Below are 16,767 nucleotides of genomic sequence, written 5' to 3' on the forward strand. Positions count from 1 at the left end.
CATGCGCCGTTGCCCGCTGTCCCCCGCGTACCGCCTAGGGCGTTCCGCTCTCGGGCGCAGCCACGGCCGAGGCCGCTGCGCGCCGGGCCACGACCAGGCGCTTGCGCAGCGAGACCTCCTGCATGTCCAGCTCGCTGACCAGGTGGCGCAGCGACTCGTCGTTGATGCGGTGGGCCTGGCGCTCGGCATAGAGCGCGTCGCGCTCCTGGTGGATGCAGCGCAGGCGCAGCTCGATCTCCAGCAGGTAGCGCAGCTTGCGCTGGCGCACGACCTCGGGCGCCTCGCGCTGGATCTCGATGCTGGAGGCCGTTCCGCTGCCGTCGTCCAGCAGCTGCACGCGGTTGCGGTACTCCTGGGTCAGGTGGCCCATGACCTCCTGGTGCATGGCTACCCATTCGGGGGCGTGGCCCTGGATGTCCTCCTCGCTGAGCGTCAGTCCGCCGATGGCCGCCTGGCAGGCGGCCACGCGCGCCAGGCGCTCCTCGCGCACCGTGGGCGATTCGCCGGGCTGGGGCATGCGGCGCAGGATCAGCGGCAGGGCGACGCTGCCCAGCACCAGGGTGAAGAGGATGGTGCCCGTGGCCAGGAAGACCAGCATCTCGCGGCCGGGGAAGGGCTGGCCGTTGTTCAGCAGCATGGGAACGGACAGCGCGCCGGCCAGGGTCACCGCGCCGCGGATGCCGGCCATGGTGGTGGCCAGGTTCAGCAGGTGGGAAGGCCGCTCGGCCATCTTGCCCTGGTGGTGGGCGCGCACCAGGCTGCCCTGCACGCCCAGCGTCAGCCAGATCCAGCGCATCAGCAGCAGCGCGCTGGAGATGATGGCCACATAGCCCACCAGCACCCACCAGTCGCTGCCCGCCTCGTGCAGCGTCACGCCGATGATGGAGGGCAGCTGCAGGCCCAGCAGCAGGAAGATGGCGCCGTTGAACGAGGCCTCGACCATGCTCCAGGTGCCCTCGGTCTGCAGCCGCTCGCTGATGTAGCTGCTGCGCTCCAGATCGGCGAAGTTGGTGGCGATGCCCGCGGCCACGGCCGACAGGATGCCCGACACGCCGATCTTCTCGCCCACGATGTAGGCGGCGAACGGCAGCAGGATCAGCAGCAGCACCATCTGCGTGGCCGCCACGTCGCCCAGGCGCCGCGTGATGGTGCTGCGCGCATAGGAAAAGCCCCAGCCGATCAGCGTGCCCACGCCCAGGCCGCCCAGGGCCATCCACAGGAACTCCTTGGCCACCTCGGTCCACGAGAACAGGCCGGTCAGCGTGGCGGCGATGGCGAACTTCAGCGCCACCAGGCCCGAGGCATCGTTGAGCAGCGATTCGCCCTCGAGGATGTGCATGGTCTTCTCGGGCATGCCCAGGTTGCGCGTGATGGCCGAGACGGCCACGGCATCGGTGGGCGAGACCACGGCGGCCAGCGCGAAGGCCACGGTCAGCGGCATGCCGGGCACCAGCCAGTGGATCAGCCAGCCCAGCCCCACCACCGTGAACAGCACCAGGCCCAGGGCCAGACGCAGGATGGGGCGGTACAGCGAGAAGAATTCGCGCTTCGGAATGCGCCAGCCGTCGGCGAACAGCAGCGGTGGGATGAACAGCAGCAGGAACAGCTCGGGATCGAAGGCGATGTGCAGGCCCTTCTGCGGCCAGGCCATCAGCGCCCCCAGCGTGATCTGTATCAGCGGCAGCGGAATGGCGCGCACGTAGCGTGCGGCGATGCCCGTCAGCGCCCCCAGCAGCAGGACGAGCAAGACGATTTCAACGGTGTGCATGCGGCATTGTCCCTAGCCTGGTCCACCGTTTCTTGCGAGACATTCGGAAAAACCAAGCGCCCGCATCGGGCAAACACAAGAAGAGGCCACACATGAGCATTCTGGGCACCCAACTCAATCCGCGTTCGGCGGACTTCCTGGCCAATGCCGCGGCCATGCGCGCCGTGGTCGAGGACCTGCAGGCCCAGGTGGCCAAGGTCGCCGAAGGCGGCGGCGAGGCCGCGCGCGCCAAGCACGTGGCGCGCGGCAAGCTGCTGCCACGCGAGCGCGTGGCCATGCTGCTGGACCCGGGCACGCCCTTCCTGGAGATCGCGCCGCTGGCCGCGCTCAACATGTACCGCAACGACGCGCCCGGCGCGGGCCTGATCGCCGGCATCGGCCGCGTGAGCGGCGTGGACTGCATGATCGTGTGCAACGACGCCACGGTGAAGGGCGGCACCTACTACCCGATGACGGTGAAGAAGCACCTGCGCGCCCAGGAGATCGCCGCGCAGAACCGGCTGCCCTGCATCTACCTGGTGGACTCGGGCGGCGCCAACCTGCCCAACCAGGACGATGTGTTTCCCGACCGCGAGCACTTCGGCCGCATCTTCTTCAACCAGGCCAACATGAGCGCCCAGGGCATTGCCCAGATCGCCGTGGTCATGGGCTCGTGCACGGCCGGCGGTGCCTATGTGCCGGCCATGAGCGACGAGTCCATCATCGTCAAGAACCAGGGCACCATCTTCCTGGGCGGCCCGCCGCTGGTGAAGGCCGCCACGGGCGAGGTGGTCAGCGCCGAGGACCTGGGCGGCGGCGACGTGCACACGCGCCTGTCGGGCGTGGCCGACCACCTGGCCCACAACGACACCCATGCGCTGGCGCTGGCGCGCCAGGCCGTGGCCAACCTCAACCACGCCAAGCAGCCATCGGCCGGCGACCTGCCGCCCGAGGCCCCGCTGTTCGACGGCGGCGAACTGTACGGCGTCATCCCCGTGGACACGCGCAAGCCCTTCGACGTGCGCGAGATCATCGCCCGCGTGGTGGACGGCAGCCGCTTCGACGAGTTCAAGGCCCGCTTCGGCGCCACCCTGGTCTGCGGCTTTGCGCGCATCGAGGGCATGCAGGTGGGCATCATCGCCAACAACGGCATCCTGTTCAGCGAGTCGGCCGTCAAGGGCGCGCACTTCATCGAGCTGTGCTGCCAGCGCAAGATCCCGCTGGTCTTCCTGCAGAACATCACCGGCTTCATGGTGGGCCGCAAGTACGAGAACGAGGGCATTGCCCGCCACGGCGCCAAGCTGGTCACGGCCGTGGCCACGGCGGCCGTGCCGAAGTTCACCATCATCATCGGCGGCTCCTTCGGCGCGGGCAACTACGGCATGTGCGGCCGCGCCTACTCGCCGCGCTTCCTGTGGATGTGGCCCAACGCGCGCATCTCGGTCATGGGCGGCGAGCAGGCGGCCAGCGTGCTGGCCACCGTCAAGCGCGACGGCATCGAGGCCAAGGGCGGCCAGTGGACGGCCGAGGAGGAGGAGGCCTTCAAGGCCCCCATCCGCCAGCAGTACGAGGATCAGGGCCACCCCTATTACGCGACGGCGCGCCTGTGGGACGATGGCGTCATCGACCCCGCCGACACGCGCCGCGTGCTGGCGCTGGGCCTGGCGGCCACGCGCAATGCGCCCATCGAGGACACGCGCTTCGGCGTGTTCCGCATGTGACGGCGGCCGTTCTTCCATCGCAGCGAGGCAACCCATGAAAACCACCGCACTGACCCTCGAATTCCAGGGCCACCTGGCCACCATCACGCTGACCCAGCCCGAGGTGCGCAATGCCTTCAGCGACGAGGTCATCGCCGACATCACCCAGGCCTTCCGCACCGTGGGCAAGCGCAGCGACGTGCGCGCCGTGGTGCTGGCCGCCGAGGGCCCGGCCTTCTGCGCAGGCGCCAACCTCAACTGGATGCGCCGCATGGCCGACTACTCGCGTGACGAGAACCGCGAGGACGCCGGCCTGCTGGCCGAGATGCTGCGCGTGATCTACGAATGCCCGCAACCCACCATCGCGCGCGTGCAGGGCGACGTCTATGCGGGCGGCATGGGCCTGGTCGCGGCCTGCGACATGGCCGTGGCCGCCGAGGGCGCGGGCTTTTGCCTGTCCGAGGTCAAGATCGGCCTGATCCCCGCCACCATCAGCCCCTACGTGATCCGTGCCATGGGCGCGCGCGCGGCCCACCGCTACTTCCTGACCGGCGAGCGCTTCGACGCGGCCGAGGCGCTGCGCATCGGCTTCGTCCACCGCGTGGTGCCGGCCGACGAGCTGGACAACGCCGTGGACGGCCTGCTCAAGCACCTGGTCAGTGCCGGACCGGCGGCCGCCCGCGCCTGCAAGCGACTGGTGATCGAGGTGGCCGGGCGCGACATCGACGAGCAACTGATCGCCGCCACCGTGGAGGGCATTGCCGACATCCGCGCCAGCGCCGAAGGCAAGGAGGGCGTGCAGGCCTTCCTGCAAAAGCGCAAGCCGGCCTGGCTGGCCTGATACGCGCAGGCTGCCTGTCCGCCGAACCATCACCGAGCCAACGCCATGAGCACCCTGACCGACTCCCTCGTCCAGTGGCTGCAGTCCGTGGGCCTGTACCCGGGCCCGGCCGTGCACCACACGGTCAGCGAGGCGGCCGGCGAGGTGGCCGAGCGCGTGGGCCAGGCCGCCAGCGGCATGGACATGGCCGGCCTGCTGGCGCTGGCCGCCGCACTGGGCTGGGCCAGCGGCTTCCGGCTCTATGCCGTGGTCTTCGTGACCGGGCTGCTGGGGGCGCTGGGCTGGGTGGCGCTGCCGGGCGGGCTGCATGTGCTGGAGCATCCGGCCCTGCTGTTCGCCAGCGGCGCGCTGCTGTTCGTGGAGTTCTTCGCCGACAAGATTCCCGGCGTGGACTCGGTCTGGGACCTGCTGCAAAGCGTGATCCGCATCCCTGCGGGCGCGGCACTGGCGGCCGGCGTCTTCGGCGCCGACAGCGCGACCATGGCCACCATGGCGGCCCTCATGGGCGGCTCGCTGGCCCTGTCCAGCCAGGTGGCCAAGAGCACGGCGCGCGCGGCCATCAACACCTCGCCCGAGCCGTTTTCCAACGTGGGCGCCAGCCTGGTGGAAGACGGCGCCTCGGTGGGCGCGATCTGGCTGGCGCTCACGCATCCGCTGGCCTTCGCTGCCGTGCTGCTGGTCGTGGTCATCGCAATGTGGCTGCTGACCTGGGCGCTGTGGCGCTTTCTCAAGGCCGTGGTGCAGCGCCTGCGTGCGCTGTTCGGCGGGGCGCCCGCGATGGATCAAAAACCATAGCCGCCGGTCGCCTGATGACCGGGGCTGCAGAGAAAACACTGGAGATAACGCATGTTCAAGAAGATCCTGATCGCCAACCGCGGTGAAATCGCCTGCCGCGTCGCGGCTTCCGCCCGCCGCATGGGCGTGCGCACGGTGGCCGTGTACTCGGACGCCGATGCCCGCGCCAAGCATGTGCAGGCCTGCGACGAGGCCGTGCACATCGGCGGCAGCGCACCCAAGGACAGCTATCTGCGCTGGGAGCGCATCCTGGAAGCCGCCAAGGCCACGGGCGCCGAGGCCATCCACCCGGGCTACGGCTTTCTCAGCGAGAACGAGGAGTTCGCCCAGGCCTGCGCCGATGCCGGCCTGGTCTTCATCGGCCCGCCGCCCTCGGCCATCCGCGCCATGGGCCTGAAGGCCGCCTCCAAGCAACTCATGGAAAAGGCCGGCGTGCCCCTGGTGCCCGGCTACCACGGCGCCGACCAGGACCCGCAGCTGCTGCAGCGCGAGGCCGACCGCATCGGCTACCCGGTGCTGATCAAGGCCAGCGCGGGCGGCGGCGGCAAGGGCATGCGCCTGGTCGAGCGCAGCGAGGACTTCGCCGCTGCCCTGGCCAGTTGCCAGCGCGAGGCCATCAACAGCTTTGGCGACGACGCCGTGCTGGTCGAGAAATACGTGCTGCGCCCGCGCCACATCGAAATCCAGGTCTTTGGCGACACCCAGGGCAACTGCGTCTACCTGTTCGAGCGCGACTGCTCGGTCCAGCGCCGCCACCAGAAGGTGCTGGAAGAGGCCCCCGCGCCCGGCATGACGCCCGCGCTGCGCCAGAAGATGGGCGAGGCCGCCGTGGCCGCCGCCAAGGCCGTGAACTACGTGGGCGCCGGCACGGTGGAATTCATCGTCGAGCAGCCCGGCGGCTACGACCAGCCCGAGGCCATGAAGTTCTACTTCATGGAAATGAACACCCGGCTGCAGGTCGAGCACCCCGTGACCGAGGCCATCACGGGCGAGGACCTGGTGGACTGGCAGCTGCGCGTGGCCAGCGGCCAGCCCCTGCCCAAGCGCCAGGACGAGCTGCGCATCACCGGCCACGCCATCGAGGCGCGCATCTGCGCCGAGAACCCCGACAACGGCTTCCTGCCTGCCACCGGCACCCTGCATGTCTACCGCAAGCCCGACTGCGCCAGCTTCCATGTCGGCGACGTGCGGGTGGACGACGGCGTGCGCGAGGGCGATGCCATCAGCCCCTTCTACGACTCCATGATCGCCAAGCTCATCGTGCATGGCGGCACGCGCGAACAGGCGCTGGCGCGGCTCGATGCCGCCCTGGCCGAGACGCGCATCGTGGGACTGGCCACCAATGTGCAGTTCCTGCGCCTGGTCATCGCCAGCGATGCCTTTGCCTCCGCCAAATTGGACACGGCGCTGATCGAGCGCGAAAAGCAGCACCTGTTCCACCAGCAGCGCCTGCCGCAGCCCCTGGCCGTGGCCGCCGCCGTGGCCCAGGTGCTGCAGGCCGAGCGCGCGCAGGAAACCGCCGACCCCTTCAGCCGCCGCGACGGCTGGCGCTCGCACGGCGTGGCCGAGCGGCGCTGGGACTTCCGCCAGGGCGAGGCCGCCGTGCCCGCGCGCCTGCGCTACCTGCATGACGGCGCGCTGCAACTGGCCGTGGGTGAGGGCGAGTCACTGGCCGAGGGCCTGCTGTCCTGGCAACAGGCCGGCGACGGCGCCTTCGACGTGCAATTCGCCGGCCAGCGCCTGCGCGCCCAGGTCCATGTGCTGGGCGAACAATGCCATGTGTTCGCGCCCCAGGGCGCGGCGGTGCTGGGCCTGGCCGATCCGCTGGCCCATGCGGGCGAGGTGCATTCCGAAGGCGGCCGCCTGACCGCGCCCATGCCGGGCAAGGTGGTCTCCTTTGCCGTCAAGGCCGGCGACAAGGTCAGCAAGGGCCAGCCGCTGGCCGTGATGGAGGCCATGAAGATGGAGCACACGATTGCCGCGCCTGGCGACGGCGTGGTGGCCGAGCTGCTCTATGCGCCCGGCGACCAGGTAACGGAAGGCTCCGAACTGCTGCGCCTGGAGGCCGCCGCCTGAGCGCGACGGCGCCCGGCGCTCCGGCGCTCCGGCGCCCGGCAGGGCTCAGTCCAGCGTCACGCCGGTGCTCTTCACCAGCGCGCCCAGGCGCTGGGAGTCGCTCTTGATCAGGGCGCCGAATTCGGCCGCCGTGCCGCCCACGGCCGGCGTCCCTATGGCCTCCCAGCGCGTGCGGAAGGCCGGGTCCTTGAAGATGGCGTTGACCGTGGCATTGAGTTTGTCGATGGCGGCGGGCGGCGTGCCCGCGCGCACGGCAATGCCGTGCCAGCCGGTGATCTGGTAGCCGGGCACGCCGGCCTGGGCCATGGTGGGCACATCGGGCAGCACCTTGCTGCGCTCGGCCGAGGTGACGGCCAGCGGAATCAGGCGGCCGCCCTGGATGTGCTGCAGCGAGCTGCCCACGATGTCGAACATCACGCCCACCTGGCCACCGATCAGGTCGTTGAGCGCGGGGCCCGCGCCGCGGTAGGGCACATGGCCCAGCTTGACCTGCTCCATGGAATTGAACAGCTCACCCGCCAGGTGCTGGGGCGTGCCGTTGCCGGCCGAGGCAAAGCTCAACGTCTTGCCCGATCGGGCCAGGGCCAGGAACTCGGCCACGGTCTTGACGCCCAGCGAGGGATGCACTTCCAGCACCAGCGGGAAGGCCGACAACTGCACCACGGGCTCCAGGTCCTTGAGCGGGTTGAACGGCATGCTCTTGTACAGCGAGGCATTCACGGCCATGGGGCCGCTGGCCGCCAGCAGCAGCGTATGGCCGTCGGCCGGCGCCTGGCGGGCCACCTCGGCGCTGCCCAGGTTGCCGCCCGCGCCGCTCTTGTTCTCCACGATGACGGTCACGCCCAGGCGCTGCTGCAGCTCGGGCTGCAGCATGCGCGCCATGAGGTCGGTGGGGCCGCCGGGCGGGTAGGGCACGACGAAGCGGATGGTCTTGTTCGGGAAGGCCGGCGCCGTGGCCTGGGCCGACGCCTGGCTGGCCAGGCCCAGGGCCATGAAGGCCAGGGAAAGCGTGGCGAGCGCGGTGCGCCGCGTGCCGTGGGTGGGCTGTTGCATGGTGTGTCTCCTGCCGGTGGTTGGAATGGATGGCCCGTCTGGTGCGGGCTCCTGGATGCCTTGGGGCTCAGCGCGGCGTGAAGCGCTGGCGTATGCCGTCGGCCGTGGCCAGCGGGCGGCCCAGGGCCCGAGCCGTCTCGGCGGCCTGGCGGACCAGGGCGGCGTTGTCGGGCGCGGTGGCGCCGTCCCGGGCCAGCAGGTTGTTCTCGAAGCCCACGCGCGCATGGCCGCCGAAGGCTGCCGCCGCCGCGATGCAGGTGTTTTCCGTGGCGCCGAAGGCGCACACGGCCCAGGGCTCGCCGCCGTCGTGCGCGGCCAGGAACGGCAGCAGATCCTGCGGCCGCGAGGTCTGGCCCGCGCTGTAGCGGCCCAGCACGAACAGCAGGAACCAGGGAGCCTCGGGCACCACGCCGCTGGCGCGAAGCGCCTGCCAGCGGCGCAGGTCGGCCACGTCGTAGAGGATGACCTGCACCATGACCTGGTCGCGCACCAGGCCCGCGAAAAAGTGCGCCAGTCCCGCATCGCCGATCTCGGGCCGGTCGATCTCGCGCAGGCCGATGGAGACGGCCTCGGGCCGCAGCGCCTCGACCATGGCGATCTGCTGCGGCGCCTGGTACACGCCGGCCGCCTCGCTGGTGATCTGCACCACCATCTCCCGGCCCACGGTCTCGCGCACCACGCGCCAGGCCTCGCGGTAGCCTTCGACATCCAGGCTGTGGCGCCCCTGGGCGTCGCGGATGTGCATGTGGATCATGGCCGCGCCGGCATCCAGGCAGGCGCGCGCCGTGGCGGCCAGCGCCTGCGGCGTGATCGGCAGGGCAGGGTGGTCGGCCGGCTGCTTGTAGGCGCCATTGGGCGCTACGGTGATGATCAGCGGATTGCTCCACTGCGATGAAGGGACTGGCGTGCTCATGGCGTGCCTTCTTCGCCGCCCGGCACCGGCAGTTCGCTGGCCAGCAGGGCCAGGCCCTGGCGCAGCAGCGCGTCATAGCGGGCGCGCTCGGCCAGGCGGCGGTCCTCGGGCCAGTCGAAGAAGCCCTTGCCGGTCTTCATGCCCAGATCGCCACGCGCCACGCGGTCGCGCAGGGCCTGGGCCGGTACATCGGTGTTGGACAGCGTGGGGTACATGGTGGCGGCCGCCGCGCAATGCACCTCGATGCCCGCATGGTCGCGCTGCAGCACGGGGCCGGCCGCCAGGAAGCGGAAGCCGAAGCCGAAGCGCACGGCGGCATCCACGTCCTCGGGTGAGGCAATACCCTCGTCGATGAGTGCAAAGGCCTCGCGCGACAGCGCGTGCTGCATGCGGTTGGCCAGAAAGCCGGGCTTGTCCTTCTTCACCAGCACGGGCACGCTGCCGCAGCCGCGCATGAAGCCGTGCAGCCATTGGCCCAGGGCCGGGTCGCTGCGCTCGCCCAGTACCACTTCCACCAGCGGCACCAGGTGGGCTGGCATGAAAAAGTGCAGGCCCAGCATGCGCCGGGCCGTGGGCAGGCCGGCGGCGATGGCGCTGATGGGAAAGCCCGAGCTGTTGCTGGCCAGCACGGCGTCGGCCGGCGCATGCGCCTGCAGCTCGGCGAACAGCGCCTGTTTGGCATCCAGCCGCTCGGTGATGCATTCCACCACCAGGGCCACGCCGTCCCAGGCCACATCCTCCAGCGCCGCGCAGACCGAGACCTGGGGCGCGCACCGAGAAAAGCCGGCCGTGGCCAGCTCGATGGCAACGTGCTGCAGCAGCAGCTCGCGCCGTGCCGCGCCGGGATCGACCACGGTCACGCTGGCCCCGCCCCGGGCCAGGACCACGGCCACATCGGCACCCATGGTGCCTCCCCCGACGACCACCGTGCGCGCGTTGCGCGGCGAACTGCTGTGCATGCTGTCTCCTGCTGATTTCATGGATGTGGAGCGCAGTCTAGGCAGCCGTCATTGAACGGTAAAGACGCATTTTTCGATAAACTGATCGGCCATGAAGATCAATTGGTCGGCCCGCGAGGTCGATGTCTTTCTGGCCCTGGCCGACACGCTGAGCTTTCGGCGCACGGCGCTGCAGATGCACCTGTCGCAGTCGGCCGTCTCGGGCACGCTGGCGCGGCTCGAAGAGATGCTGGGCGCGCGCCTGTTCGAGCGCACCACGCGCGCCGTGGAACTGACCCAGGCCGGCGCGGTCTTCGCCGAGCAGGCGCGCATCCTGCGCCACCAGATGGACGAGACCGTGCGCCGCGTGCAGGAAGTGGCCCAGGTGCAGGTGGGCCGGCTGGCGCTGGCGGCCCTGCCGTCGCTGGCGGCGGGCCTGCTGCCGCGCGTGCTGGCGCGCTTCGCGGCCGAGCATCCGGGCGTGCACCTGGAGCTGTTCGACAGCCTGGCCGGGCCGGCCTTCGACATGGTGCGCGCGGGCCGCGTGGACTTCGCGCTCACGGCGGCCAATCCCGCCTATGCCGACCTGGACTATGCGCCCCTGGCCTCGGACCGCTTCGTGCTGCTGCTGGGCCGGGGCCACGCACTGGCACGCGGGCGCGGCGACCTGGGCTGGGCCGACGTGGCCCATCTGCCCCACATCTCCATGCCCGCCGGCACCAGCGTGCGCCAGTACGCCGACGAGGCCCTGCTGACCCACGGCATACGCTTTGCGCCGCAGTACGCCGTGGAGCACCTGGCCACCATCGCGGCCATGGTGGCGGCCGATCTGGGCGTGAGCGCGCTGCCGCTGCTGGCCGCGCAGGTGGTGCAGCGGCCGGAAGTGGTGGCGCGCCCGCTGGCACGGCCGGTGCTGCGACGCCCCATCGGCCTGGTCCGCCTGAGCGGCCGCCGCCTGTCGCCGGCTGCCGCGCGCATGGTGGAGATGCTGCGCGAGGAAATGGCGGCCCTGCCCGGCTGAAGAGGGCGCTGGCAGCCGTTGTGCATGGCCCGGCAGGATATGGGGTGGTGCCCGGACCTGCAAGCCTGGACAATAGGGGCCGTACCCGTCATCCCGGTGAGAACACCCCATGAGCATTCCTTCCCGCGTCAAACTCGTCGATGTAGGCCCCCGCGACGGCCTGCAGAATGAAAAACAGCCCGTGCCCGCCGCCATCAAGATCGAGCTGGTGCACCGCCTGCAGGAGGCCGGCCTCAAGGAAATCGAGGTCACCAGCTATGTCAGCCCCAAGTGGGTGCCGCAGATGGCCGACAACGCCGAAGTCATGGCCGGCATCGTTCGCCGCCCCGGCGTGCGCTACAGCGTGCTCACGCCCAACATGAAGGGCCTGGAGGCCGCCCTGTCGGCGCCGCGCGAACTGTGGCCCGACGAGATCGTGGTCTTCGGCGCGGCCAGCGAGGCCTTCAGCCAGAAGAACATCAACTGCTCCATTGCCGAAAGCATCGAGCGCTTCGCCCCCGTGGCCGAGGCCGCGCGCGCCCAGGGCATCTACGTGCGCGGCGCCATGAGCTGCACCGTGGGCTGCCCCTACGAAGGCGAGATCGCGCCCGAGCGCGTGGCCTACCTGGCCGGCCTCATGAAGGGCATCGGCGTGCAGCATGTGGGCGTGGCCGACACCATCGGCGTGGGCACGCCCGTCAAGGTGCGCAAGGCCATCGAGGCCACGCTGCAGCACTTCGCCATCGACGATGTCTCCGGACATTTCCACGACACCTACGGCCAGGCCCTGTCCAACACGCTGGCCGCGCTGTCCCTGGGCGTGTGGCAGTTCGACACCTCGGTGGCGGGCCTGGGCGGCTGCCCCTATGCCAAGGGCGCCACGGGCAATGTGGCCACCGAGGACGTGGTCTACATGCTGCAGGGCATGGGCATCGAGACCGGCATCGACCTGGACAGGCTGATCGACGCCGGCCAGTTCATCAGCGACCACCTGGGCCGTCCCACGCAGTCGCGTGTGGCCAAGGCACTCTTGACGAAACGCGCCAGCGCGGCTGCCGCATGCGAGGCGGTATGACCATGTGCGGATCCGAACTCCAGAACCTGCCCGAAGGCGTGCAACGCGTGGCGGCCTTCCTGCAGCAGGCCGGGCACGGCGAAGGCCCGCGCATGCTGGACGGCGCGGCGCGCACGGCCCAGGAGGCGGCCGACCAGCTTGGCATCCTCGTGGGCCAGGTGGCCAAGAGCATCATCTTCCGCCGCCGCAGCGACGGCGTGGCCGTGCTGGTGGTGGCCTCGGGCGACCGCCGCGTGGACGAGAAGAAGGTCGCGGCCCTGGTCGGCCCCGTGGGCCGCGCCGATGCCGACTTCGTCAAGGCGCAGACCGGCTTTTCCATCGGCGGCGTCAGCCCCGTGGCACATGCCAGCAAGCCCGTGACCCTGGTGGACCGCGAGTTGCAGCGCTTCGACACCGTCTGGGCGGCGGCGGGCCACCCGCATGCGGTGTTCGCGGCCACGCCGGCCGCGCTGCAGCTGCTGGCCGGTGCGCCCTGGGCCGACGTGGTGCAGGAGGTGTCCGCATGATGGGCCCCAGGGACATGCTGGCCCACAAGGCCCAGGCAGCGTTCGCGCCGCGTGCCGACGATGAACCCGTTCCCTCGCCCTGCATCTCGGTGTGCCGCATGACGCCGGACCGCAGCCACTGCGAAGGCTGCTTTCGCACCATCGACGAGATCCGCGCCTGGTCCAAATCCGACACGCCGCAGCGGCTGGTGATCTGGCATGCGCTGCTGGAGCGTGCCGGTCTGGCCGCGGCGGACCTCTCCGCCTGACGATCCACCGGGCCCGCCCATGAAGCAGATCACCTTCCACCTCGACTTCGTCTCGCCCTATGCCTGGCTGGCGTTCGAGCAACTGCCCCGCGCGCTCGAAGGCATCAGCCACCACATGCGCTATCGGCCCGTGCTGCTGGGCGCGCTGCTGAATCGACTGGGCAACCCGGGGCCGGCCGCCATCCCCGGCAAGCGCGAATGGACCTACCGCCATGTGAGCTGGCTGGGCCATGCCTCGGGCGTGGGGCTGGACATGCCCGCGCGCCATCCGTTCAACCCGCTGCCGCTGCTGCGCCTGGCGCTGGAATGCAGCGATGACGGCACGGTCAACCGCTTCGTGGCGGGCACGGTGCTGCGCCATGTCTGGATCGGCGGCGCCGACGCGCTGGAGCCCGCGCGGCTCGATGCGCTGCGCGCCGAGCTGGAGCCGCAACTGCGCCCCGACGCGGGCGACAACGCCAGGCGCCTGCTGCGCGAGAACACCGAAGCCGCCGCCGCGCAGGGCATCTTCGGCGTGCCGGCCTGGGAGGTCGATGGCCGCGTCTTCTGGGGCCTGGACAGCCTGCCCATGCTGCGCGCCTATCTGGACGGCGACACCTGGTTCGACGGCGGCTGGGACGCCGCTGCAAGCGTGGAGCAAGGCCTGAAGGGTTGAATGGCGGGGCACGCAGACATGCCCCCGCCCCATGCCCAACGCCTTCAACTTTTCGGCCTCGCCCTTCGACTGCCTCGCGCCCGATGAACAGGCGCTGGTGCGCGGCGGCGTGGACATCGCCTACTTCCCCGAAGGCGCCGTGGTGCTGGATGTGGGCTCGGCACCCACCCACCTGTTCGTCATCATCAAGGGCCATGTGGTCCAGACCGAGGGCGACGAGGTGCTGGCCACCTACGGCCCCGACGACAGCTTCGATGGCCGTGCCCTGGTCGCGGGCCGTGCCAGCAGCCGCTTCACGGTGGCCGAGGAACTGGTGGCCTACCAGCTCGCCCACGCCACCGTCAACGAGCTGATCGCGCGCAACGCGGCCTTCGGCGCCCTGCTGTTCTCCGACCTGGGCCACAAGCTGGGCACGCTGGCGCAGCGTGCCCAGCGGCATGAGCGCCAGTCGCTGACCCTGGAGCGCGTGGACCAGGCCTATCTGCGGCCGGCCCATGTGGTCGATGCGGCCACCGACATCGTCTCCGTCGCGCGCCTGTTCCAGGCCGAGCGCACGACCAGCGTGCTGGTCTCGGGGCTGGAGGCCGGGCTGGGCATCTTCACGGCCACCACCCTGCAGCGTGCCGTCCTCGACGGTCGCGCGCTGGACCGGCTGGCCGTGGGCGAATTCGCCAGCTGTCCCGTGGTCACGGTGCGCGCCTCTGATCAGCTGGGCGACGCCATGGTGCTGCTGCTGCGCGCGCGCGTGCACCGGCTGGCGGTGCTGGGCGCGGACGGGCAGGTCATGGGCATCCTGGAGGCGCTGGACCTGTTCAGTTTCCTGGCCAACCACTCCCACCTGATCACCGTGCAGATCGAGCAGGCCCAGGACCTGCAGGCGCTGGAGCAGGCGGCCGGCCAGGTCACGCGCCTGGTGGCGGCGCTGCACCGGGGCGGCACGCGCGTGGGGCTGATGGCGCGCCTTGTGCAGCAGCTCAATGCACGGTTGTTCGAGCGCGCCTGGCAGATGCTGGCGCCCGCCGAGCTCGTGGCCCACAGCTGCCTGTTCGTCATGGGCAGCGAAGGGCGCGGCGAGCAACTGCTCAAGACCGATCAGGACAACGGCCTGCTGCTGCGCGACGGCTATGTGCCGCCCGAGAACCTGGACGCCATCTGCCGGCGCTTTTCCGAGGTGCTGCAGCGCTTCGGCTACCCCGAATGCCCGGGGCGCATCATGCTCAGCAACCCGGCATGGCGCGGCTCGGCCTCGGACTTCGGCCGGCGCGTGCGCGAGTGGCTGGTCCTGCCCGGCCCCGAGGGGCTCATGCACCTGGCCATCTTCCTCGATGCCCAGGCCGTGGCCGGCGACGCCGCGCTGCTGGCCGGCGTGCGCCAGGGCCTCGTGGCGCTGGCCACGGACAATGACGCGCTGATTGCCCGCTTTGCCTCGGCCATCAATGCCTTCGGCGAGGCGCCGGGCCACTGGTGGAGCCGGCTGCTGGTGCGCGGCGATGAAGACAGCACCGTGCACCTCAAGAAGGCCGGCATCTTTCCCATCGTGCACGGCGTGCGCAGCCTGGCCCTGGCCCACCACATCACGGCCACGGGCACGGCCGAACGCATCGCGGCCCTGGTGGCCGAGGGCGTGCTAGACGAGGCCCTGGGGCGCGAACTGCTCGACGGCCTGCACCTGCTCATGGGCCTGCGCCTGCAGGCCGGCCTGGCCGAGATGGCCCTGGACCGGCCCGTCACCGGCCATGTGGATCCCGCGCGCCTGGGCAGCCTGGAGCGCGACCTGCTCAAGGACACGCTGGCCGTGGTGAGGCGCTTCAAGGCGCTGCTGCGCCAGCGCCTGCGGCTGGACCTGGTATGAGCGCGGGCCTCCTGCACCGATGGCTGGAGGGCCTGCGCCGCAGCCGCCTGCGGCGTGCGCTCAGGGACCCGGCCTACGCCTTCCTGTTCGATCCACCGCCGCCCGGCGAGTGGGTGGCGCTGGACTGCGAGACCACGGGCCTGGACGTGCGCAGCGACGACATCCTGTCCATCGGCGCCGTGCGCATCGTGGGCGATCGCATCCTGACCAGCGAGCGGCTGGAGCTGCTGGTGCGGCCCTCGCGCGGCGTGCCGGGCGACAGCGTGCGCATCCACCGTCTGCGCGAGCGCGACCTGGCCCAGGGCCTGCCCATCGAGGAGGCCATGGCCCGGCTGCTGCGCTTCGTCGGCAGCCGCCCGCTGGTGGGCTACTACCTGGAGTTCGACGTGGCCATGATCGAGCGCGCGCTGCGGCCTTTGCTGGGCACGGGCCTGCCCAACGCGCGCATCGAGATCTCGGCGCTGTACTACGACCACCGCTTCCAGCAGCTTGCGCCCTGGCAGCAGCAGGCGCCCGACATCGACCTGCGCTTCGCCACGCTGATGGCCGAGCTGGGCCTGCCGCGGCGCGAGGCCCATGACGCGCTCAACGACGCCGTGATGGCGGCGCTGGCCTTCGTCAAGCTGCGCAGGCTGCGGGGCCTGGCTTAGGCGGCAGGCACCGAGGGATTGAGGCTGTACAGCCCGGTGATGCTGGCCTGGCCCAGCACCGGTGCCGAGGCCAGGGCCGCGCGCACGCTGGCGCCGGTCAGCGGGCCGGAGACCGCCAGCGTGGGCGTGGCCAGTGCGTAGACCGTGAAGACATAGTGGTGGACGATGCTGTCGTTCCACGGCGGGCAGGGGCCGTCGTAGCCGAAGTAGTCGCCCTTCATCTGCGCATCGCCCGCGAACCAGCCCGTGTAGTCATTGATGCCGTGGCGCAGGCCGCCCGGGGCGGCCGGGCCGCTCTTGCCGCGCGCCGTCACGCCATCGGAGTGGCTGCCGGCGGCGATTGCGGTGGTGGTGGCCGGGATGTCCAGCAGCAGCCAGTGGAAGAAATCCACGCGTGCCAGGCTGGCCGGCACTTCGCGGCCTTCCTGGTTCACGTCGTCGCCACGGCTGGGCACGTCGGGGTCGTGGCAGACCACGACGAAGGACTGCGTGCCCGCGGGCGCGCCGCTCCAGGCCAGGTGCGGGTTGCGGTTGGACGACAGCGCCACGTGCGAGGTCGCATCGGGCACGGCGAACGCGAATTCGCCGGGGATGGCCTGGCCGTCCTGGAAACTTTGGCTGGTGATTTGCATGTCGGAGGGGTCCTGTGCGTTGAAGAGAGAAATCGTGCTGCACGAAATGCTCGGCAGACCACCAAGTCTAGAGGCCGTGAAAATGC

16 protein-coding genes are annotated in these 16,767 nt (G+C 70.6%); 11 read left to right on the top strand and 5 right to left on the bottom strand.

Annotation, left to right across the window (positions count from 1 at the left end; genetic code table 11):
- Positions 1-34 precede the first annotated feature (34 nt).
- Positions 35-1,768, bottom strand: coding sequence for a Na+/H+ antiporter (locus L1Z78_RS03195; protein ID WP_234640112.1), 1,734 nt, complete (start codon positions 1,766-1,768; stop codon positions 35-37).
- A gap of 92 nt (positions 1,769-1,860) precedes the next feature.
- On the opposite strand from L1Z78_RS03195, the gene L1Z78_RS03200 reads away from it, so the two are divergent.
- The 4 genes from L1Z78_RS03200 to L1Z78_RS03215 are packed head-to-tail and all read left to right on the top strand — an operon-like array spanning position 1,861 to position 7,159.
- The gene (locus L1Z78_RS03200; RefSeq protein WP_234640113.1) at positions 1,861-3,468 is read left to right on the top strand and encodes a carboxyl transferase domain-containing protein; all 1,608 of its coding nucleotides are present in this window, start codon (positions 1,861-1,863) and stop codon (positions 3,466-3,468) included.
- A 34-nt stretch (positions 3,469-3,502) separates the two neighbouring features.
- Complete coding sequence (locus tag L1Z78_RS03205; RefSeq protein ID WP_234640114.1) at positions 3,503-4,288, top strand: enoyl-CoA hydratase/isomerase family protein; 786 nt, start codon at positions 3,503-3,505, stop codon at positions 4,286-4,288.
- Between the two features lie 45 nt (positions 4,289-4,333).
- A complete protein-coding gene (locus L1Z78_RS03210; RefSeq protein WP_234640115.1) occupies positions 4,334-5,083 on the top strand; it encodes a DUF4126 domain-containing protein in 750 nt (249 codons plus the stop codon).
- Between the two features lie 51 nt (positions 5,084-5,134).
- Positions 5,135-7,159, top strand: coding sequence for an acetyl/propionyl/methylcrotonyl-CoA carboxylase subunit alpha (locus L1Z78_RS03215; protein ID WP_234640116.1), 2,025 nt, complete (start codon positions 5,135-5,137; stop codon positions 7,157-7,159).
- Between the two features lie 45 nt (positions 7,160-7,204).
- Here L1Z78_RS03215 and L1Z78_RS03220 read toward each other — a convergent pair whose 3' ends face one another.
- The 3 genes from L1Z78_RS03220 to L1Z78_RS03230 all read right to left on the bottom strand — a co-directional run bounded on the left by L1Z78_RS03220 (position 7,205) and on the right by L1Z78_RS03230 (position 10,084).
- Positions 7,205-8,212 carry a Bug family tripartite tricarboxylate transporter substrate binding protein gene (locus tag L1Z78_RS03220; protein WP_234640117.1) on the bottom strand — a complete coding sequence of 336 codons (1,008 nt, stop codon included), beginning with the start codon at positions 8,210-8,212 and terminating at the stop codon, positions 7,205-7,207.
- 67 nt (positions 8,213-8,279) lie between these two features.
- A complete protein-coding gene (locus L1Z78_RS03225; RefSeq protein WP_234640118.1) occupies positions 8,280-9,125 on the bottom strand; it encodes a 3-keto-5-aminohexanoate cleavage protein in 846 nt (281 codons plus the stop codon).
- On the bottom strand, positions 9,122-10,084 hold the full coding sequence (locus L1Z78_RS03230; RefSeq protein ID WP_234640119.1) for a 3-hydroxyacyl-CoA dehydrogenase family protein: 963 nt from the start codon (positions 10,082-10,084) through the stop codon (positions 9,122-9,124). Before L1Z78_RS03230 ends, L1Z78_RS03225 begins: the two co-directional genes overlap by 4 nt.
- 91 nt (positions 10,085-10,175) lie before the next feature.
- On the opposite strand from L1Z78_RS03230, the gene L1Z78_RS03235 reads away from it, so the two are divergent.
- The 7 genes from L1Z78_RS03235 (at position 10,176) to L1Z78_RS03265 (ending at position 16,049) form a co-directional block, all read left to right on the top strand.
- Positions 10,176-11,084 (top strand): LysR family transcriptional regulator, encoded by a 909-nt coding sequence (locus tag L1Z78_RS03235; protein ID WP_234640120.1) that lies wholly within the window; start codon positions 10,176-10,178, stop codon positions 11,082-11,084.
- Between the two features lie 109 nt (positions 11,085-11,193).
- Complete coding sequence (locus L1Z78_RS03240; RefSeq protein WP_234640121.1) at positions 11,194-12,138, top strand: hydroxymethylglutaryl-CoA lyase; 945 nt, start codon at positions 11,194-11,196, stop codon at positions 12,136-12,138.
- 2 nt (positions 12,139-12,140) lie between these two features.
- A complete protein-coding gene (locus tag L1Z78_RS03245; RefSeq protein ID WP_234640122.1) occupies positions 12,141-12,644 on the top strand; it encodes a YbaK/EbsC family protein in 504 nt (167 codons plus the stop codon).
- Positions 12,644-12,892: a DUF1289 domain-containing protein gene (locus tag L1Z78_RS03250; RefSeq protein ID WP_234642083.1), complete on the top strand. Its 249-nt coding sequence runs from the start codon at positions 12,644-12,646 to the stop codon at positions 12,890-12,892. The genes L1Z78_RS03245 and L1Z78_RS03250 overlap by 1 nt, the downstream gene beginning before the upstream one ends.
- 19 nt (positions 12,893-12,911) lie before the next feature.
- Positions 12,912-13,547, top strand: a complete 636-nt coding sequence (locus L1Z78_RS03255; RefSeq protein WP_234640123.1) for a 2-hydroxychromene-2-carboxylate isomerase — start codon at positions 12,912-12,914, stop codon at positions 13,545-13,547.
- 31 nt (positions 13,548-13,578) lie between these two features.
- Positions 13,579-15,399: a putative nucleotidyltransferase substrate binding domain-containing protein gene (locus L1Z78_RS03260; protein WP_234640124.1), complete on the top strand. Its 1,821-nt coding sequence runs from the start codon at positions 13,579-13,581 to the stop codon at positions 15,397-15,399.
- The gene (locus L1Z78_RS03265) at positions 15,396-16,049 is read left to right on the top strand and encodes a 3'-5' exonuclease (RefSeq protein WP_234640125.1); all 654 of its coding nucleotides are present in this window, start codon (positions 15,396-15,398) and stop codon (positions 16,047-16,049) included. Before L1Z78_RS03260 ends, L1Z78_RS03265 begins: the two co-directional genes overlap by 4 nt.
- On the opposite strand, the gene L1Z78_RS03270 is transcribed toward L1Z78_RS03265, so the two are convergent.
- On the bottom strand, positions 16,046-16,681 hold the full coding sequence (locus L1Z78_RS03270; protein ID WP_234640126.1) for a YbhB/YbcL family Raf kinase inhibitor-like protein: 636 nt from the start codon (positions 16,679-16,681) through the stop codon (positions 16,046-16,048). The genes L1Z78_RS03265 and L1Z78_RS03270 overlap by 4 nt on opposite strands.
- Positions 16,682-16,767 lie beyond the last annotated feature (86 nt).

Origin of the sequence: Delftia tsuruhatensis (assembly GCF_903815225.1) — a bacterium.
Taxonomy (GTDB): Bacteria; Pseudomonadota; Gammaproteobacteria; order Burkholderiales; family Burkholderiaceae_C; genus Comamonas; species Comamonas tsuruhatensis_A.